The 5,072-nt window shown below is 49.7% G+C and carries 1 tRNA gene and 3 rRNA genes; all 4 read right to left on the bottom strand.

Going from position 1 to position 5,072, the window contains the following annotated elements:
* The 4 genes from rrf to QM870_RS10180 all read right to left on the bottom strand — a co-directional run bounded on the left by rrf (window position 1) and on the right by QM870_RS10180 (window position 4,892).
* Window positions 1-116 (bottom strand): 5S ribosomal RNA (rrf, locus tag QM870_RS10195).
* A 79-nt stretch (window positions 117-195) separates the two neighbouring features.
* Window positions 196-3,095: ribosomal RNA gene (locus tag QM870_RS10190) — 23S ribosomal RNA — on the bottom strand.
* A gap of 123 nt (window positions 3,096-3,218) precedes the next feature.
* A tRNA-Ala gene (locus QM870_RS10185) sits at window positions 3,219-3,291 on the bottom strand.
* Between the two features lie 53 nt (window positions 3,292-3,344).
* Window positions 3,345-4,892: ribosomal RNA gene (locus QM870_RS10180) — 16S ribosomal RNA — on the bottom strand.
* The 16S, 23S and 5S rRNA genes sit together here with 1 tRNA gene alongside, the layout of an rRNA operon.
* Between the last annotated feature and the right edge of the window lie 180 nt (window positions 4,893-5,072).

The following is a 5,072-nucleotide window of genomic DNA, read 5'->3' as shown; positions in this document are numbered from 1 at the left end:
GCTAAGCGACTACCTTATCTCACAGGGGGCAACCCCCAACTACTTCCGGCGTTCTAGGGCTTAACTGCTGTGTTCGGCATGGGTACAGGTGTATCTCCTAGGCTATCGTCACTTAACTCTGAATGATTAAACATTCAAAATTGAACATCTATATTCTAACAAGTTAACCTTTCGTTGTCAATATCTTTTGACTCTTTGGATAAGTCCTCGAGCTATTAGTATTAGTCCGCTCCATTGCTCACACAACTTCCACTCCTAACCTATCTACCTGATCTTCTCTCAGGGCTCTTACTGATATAAAATCATGGGAAATCTCATCTTGAGGTGGGTTTCACACTTAGATGCTTTCAGCGTTTATCCCTTCCCTACATAGCTACCCAGCGATGCCTCTGGCGAGACAACTGGTACACCAGCGGTAAGTCCACTCTGGTCCTCTCGTACTAGGAGCAGATCCTCTCAAATTTCCTACGCCCGCGACGGATAGGGACCGAACTGTCTCACGACGTTCTGAACCCAGCTCGCGTGCCGCTTTAATGGGCGAACAGCCCAACCCTTGGGACCGACTACAGCCCCAGGATGCGACGAGCCGACATCGAGGTGCCAAACCTCCCCGTCGATGTGAACTCTTGGGGGAGATAAGCCTGTTATCCCCAGGGTAGCTTTTATCCGTTGAGCGATGGCCCTTCCATACGGAACCACCGGATCACTAAGCCCGACTTTCGTCCCTGCTCGAGTTGTAGCTCTCGCAGTCAAGCTCCCTTATACCTTTACACTCTGCGAATGATTTCCAACCATTCTGAGGGAACCTTTGGGCGCCTCCGTTACCTTTTAGGAGGCGACCGCCCCAGTCAAACTGCCCGTCAGACACTGTCTCCGATAGGGATCACCTATCCGGGTTAGAGTGGCCATAACACAAGGGTAGTATCCCAACATCGCCTCCATCGAAACTGGCGTCCCGATCTCAATGGCTCCTACCTATCCTGTACATGTGGCACAGACACTCAATATCAAACTGCAGTAAAGCTCCATGGGGTCTTTCCGTCCTGTCGCGGGTAACCTGCATCTTCACAGGTACTAAAATTTCACCGAGTCTCTCGTTGAGACAGTGCCCAAATCATTACGCCTTTCGTGCGGGTCGGAACTTACCCGACAAGGAATTTCGCTACCTTAGGACCGTTATAGTTACGGCCGCCGTTTACTGGGGCTTCAATTCATACCTTCGCTTACGCTAAGCACTCCTCTTAACCTTCCAGCACCGGGCAGGCGTCACCCCCTATACATCATCTTACGATTTAGCAGAGAGCTGTGTTTTTGATAAACAGTTGCTTGGGCCTATTCACTGCGGCTGACTGAAAGCCAGCACCCCTTCTCCCGAAGTTACGGGGTCATTTTGCCGAGTTCCTTAACGAGAGTTCTCTCGCTCACCTGAGGCTACTCGCCTCGACTACCTGTGTCGGTTTGCGGTACGGGTAGAGTATGATTAACGCTAGAAGCTTTTCTTGGCAGTGTGACGTCACTAACTTCGCTACTAAACTTCGCTCCCCATCACAGCTCAATGTTATAGAATTAAGCATTTAACTCAATTCACACCTCACTGCTTAGACGTGCACTTCCAGTCGCACGCTTTAGTTAGCCTACTGCGTCCCTCCTTCACTACATACTCTAGTACAGGAATATCAACCTGTTGTCCATCGGATACACCTTTCGGTCTCTCCTTAGGTCCCGACTAACCCAGGGCGGACGAGCCTTCCCCTGGAAACCTTAGTCTTACGGTGGACAGGATTCTCACCTGTCTTTCGCTACTCATACCGGCATTCTCACTTCTATGCGTTCCAGCGCTCCTCACGGTACACCTTCTCCACACATAGAACGCTCTCCTACCATACCTATAAAGGTATCCACAGCTTCGGTAAATTGTTTTAGCCCCGGTACATTTTCGGCGCAGGGTCACTCGACTAGTGAGCTATTACGCACTCTTTGAATGAATAGCTGCTTCTAAGCTAACATCCTAGTTGTCTGTGCAACCCCACATCCTTTTCCACTTAACAATTATTTTGGGACCTTAGCTGGTGGTCTGGGCTGTTTCCCTTTCGACTACGGATCTTAGCACTCGCAGTCTGACTGCCGACCATAATTCATTGGCATTCGGAGTTTATCTGAGATTGGTAATCCGGGATGGACCCCTCACCCAAACAGTGCTCTACCTCCAAGAATCTTAATGTCGACGCTAGCCCTAAAGCTATTTCGGAGAGAACCAGCTATCTCCAAGTTCGTTTGGAATTTCTCCGCTACCCACAAGTCATCCAAGCACTTTTCAACGTGCCCTGGTTCGGTCCTCCAGTGAGTTTTACCTCACCTTCAACCTGCTCATGGGTAGGTCACATGGTTTCGGGTCTACGACATAATACTAATGCGCCCTATTCAGACTCGGTTTCCCTACGGCTCCGTCTCTTCAACTTAACCTCGCATCATATCGTAACTCGCCGGTTCATTCTACAAAAGGCACGCTCTCACCCATTAACGGGCTCGAACTTGTTGTAGGCACACGGTTTCAGGTTCTATTTCACTCCCCTCCCGGGGTGCTTTTCACCTTTCCCTCACGGTACTGGTTCACTATCGGTCACTAGAGAGTATTTAGGGTTGGGAGATGGTCCTCCCAGATTCCGACGGGATTTCTCGTGTCCCGCCGTACTCAGGATACTGCTAGGTATAAAGACTATTTCGAATACGAGGCTCTTACTCTCTTTGACTGACCTTCCCATGTCATTCTTCTATAATCTTTAAGTCCACATTGCAGTCCTACAACCCCGAAGAGTAAACTCTTCGGTTTGCCCTCCTGCCGTTTCGCTCGCCGCTACTCAGGCAATCGCTTTTGCTTTCTCTTCCTGCAGCTACTTAGATGTTTCAGTTCACTACGTCTTCCTCTACCTATCCTTAACAGATAGGAGTACTAGCCATTAGCTAGTGGGTTCCCCCATTCGGACATCTCTGGATCGTCGCTTACTTACAGCTCCCCAAAGCATTTCGTCGTTTGTCACGTCCTTCTTCGGCTTCTAGTGCCAAGGCATCCACCGTGCGCCCTTATTAACTTAACCTTATTTTTGGTCTTGCGACCTAAACTCTTTAAATATTTACAGCGTTTCGGTTTATTTTCTTGTTACTATTTGATATAGATATTCAATTTTCAATGTTCAATCTTAACACCCTTACAGTGTTAATGGAGCCTAGCGGGATCGAACCGCTGACCTCCTGCGTGCAAAGCAGGCGCTCTCCCAGCTGAGCTAAGGCCCCACAAGACCTCTCAAAACTAAACAAGACCAACGTACAGGTTTCCATTTCCTTAGAAAGGAGGTGATCCAGCCGCACCTTCCGATACGGCTACCTTGTTACGACTTCACCCCAATCATCTATCCCACCTTAGGCGGCTGGCTCCAAATGGTTACCTCACCGACTTCGGGTGTTACAAACTCTCGTGGTGTGACGGGCGGTGTGTACAAGGCCCGGGAACGTATTCACCGCGGCGTGCTGATCCGCGATTACTAGCGATTCCGACTTCATGTAGGCGAGTTGCAGCCTACAATCCGAACTGAGACTGGCTTTAAGAGATTAGCTTGCCGTCACCGACTCGCGACTCGTTGTACCAGCCATTGTAGCACGTGTGTAGCCCAGGTCATAAGGGGCATGATGATTTGACGTCATCCCCACCTTCCTCCGGTTTATTACCGGCAGTCTCGCTAGAGTGCCCAACTGAATGATGGCAACTAACAATAGGGGTTGCGCTCGTTGCGGGACTTAACCCAACATCTCACGACACGAGCTGACGACAACCATGCACCACCTGTCACCTCTGTCCCGAAGGAAAACTCTATCTCTAGAGCGGTCAGAGGGATGTCAAGACCTGGTAAGGTTCTTCGCGTTGCTTCGAATTAAACCACATGCTCCACCGCTTGTGCGGGCCCCCGTCAATTCCTTTGAGTTTCAACCTTGCGGTCGTACTCCCCAGGCGGAGTGCTTAATGCGTTAGCTGCGGCACTGAGTCCCGGAAAGGACCCAACACCTAGCACTCATCGTTTACGGCGTGGACTACCAGGGTATCTAATCCTGTTTGCTCCCCACGCTTTCGAGCCTCAGCGTCAGTTACAGACCAGAGAGCCGCTTTCGCCACCGGTGTTCCTCCATATATCTACGCATTTCACCGCTACACATGGAATTCCACTCTCCCCTTCTGCACTCAAGTTAAACAGTTTCCAAAGCGTACTATGGTTAAGCCACAGCCTTTAACTTCAGACTTATCTAACCGCCTGCGCTCGCTTTACGCCCAATAAATCCGGATAACGCTCGGGACCTACGTATTACCGCGGCTGCTGGCACGTAGTTAGCCGTCCCTTTCTGGTAAGTTACCGTCACAGTGTGAACTTTCCACTCTCACACTCGTTCTTCTCTTACAACAGAGCTTTACGATCCGAAAACCTTCTTCACTCACGCGGCGTTGCTCGGTCAGGGTTGCCCCCATTGCCGAAGATTCCCTACTGCTGCCTCCCGTAGGAGTCTGGGCCGTGTCTCAGTCCCAGTGTGGCCGATCACCCTCTCAGGTCGGCTATGTATCGTCGCCTTGGTGAGCCGTTACCTCACCAACTAGCTAATACAACGCAGGTCCATCTCTTAGTGATGCAATTGCACCTTTCAAATCAATATCATGCGATATCGACTTTTATGCGGTATTAGCTATCGTTTCCAATAGTTATCCCCCGCTAAGAGGCAGGTTACCTACGCGTTACTCACCCGTTCGCAACTCATCCGCTCGGTGCAAGCACCAAGCTTCAGCGTTCTACTTGCATGTATTAGGCACGCCGCCAGCGTTCATCCTGAGCCAGGATCAAACTCTCATTAAAATAATTGTTTGTCTTAAACTCATTCTGTCACTGACAGATTTATTGTTTTTTTATTGTTCAGTTACTATAACCTTAGTTATAGCGCCCTGCACATTGGTTCGTCTTGTTCAGTTTTCAAAGGTCTTTGTCGCTCTCGCGCGACAACTATATTAGTATATCATGACCTACCCTTACTGTCAA

The sequence above is a fragment of the Streptococcus parasanguinis genome (genome assembly GCF_047463195.1).
Taxonomy (GTDB): Bacteria; Bacillota; Bacilli; order Lactobacillales; family Streptococcaceae; genus Streptococcus; species Streptococcus parasanguinis_R.
This window is presented reverse-complemented; position numbering and strand designations above follow the sequence as displayed.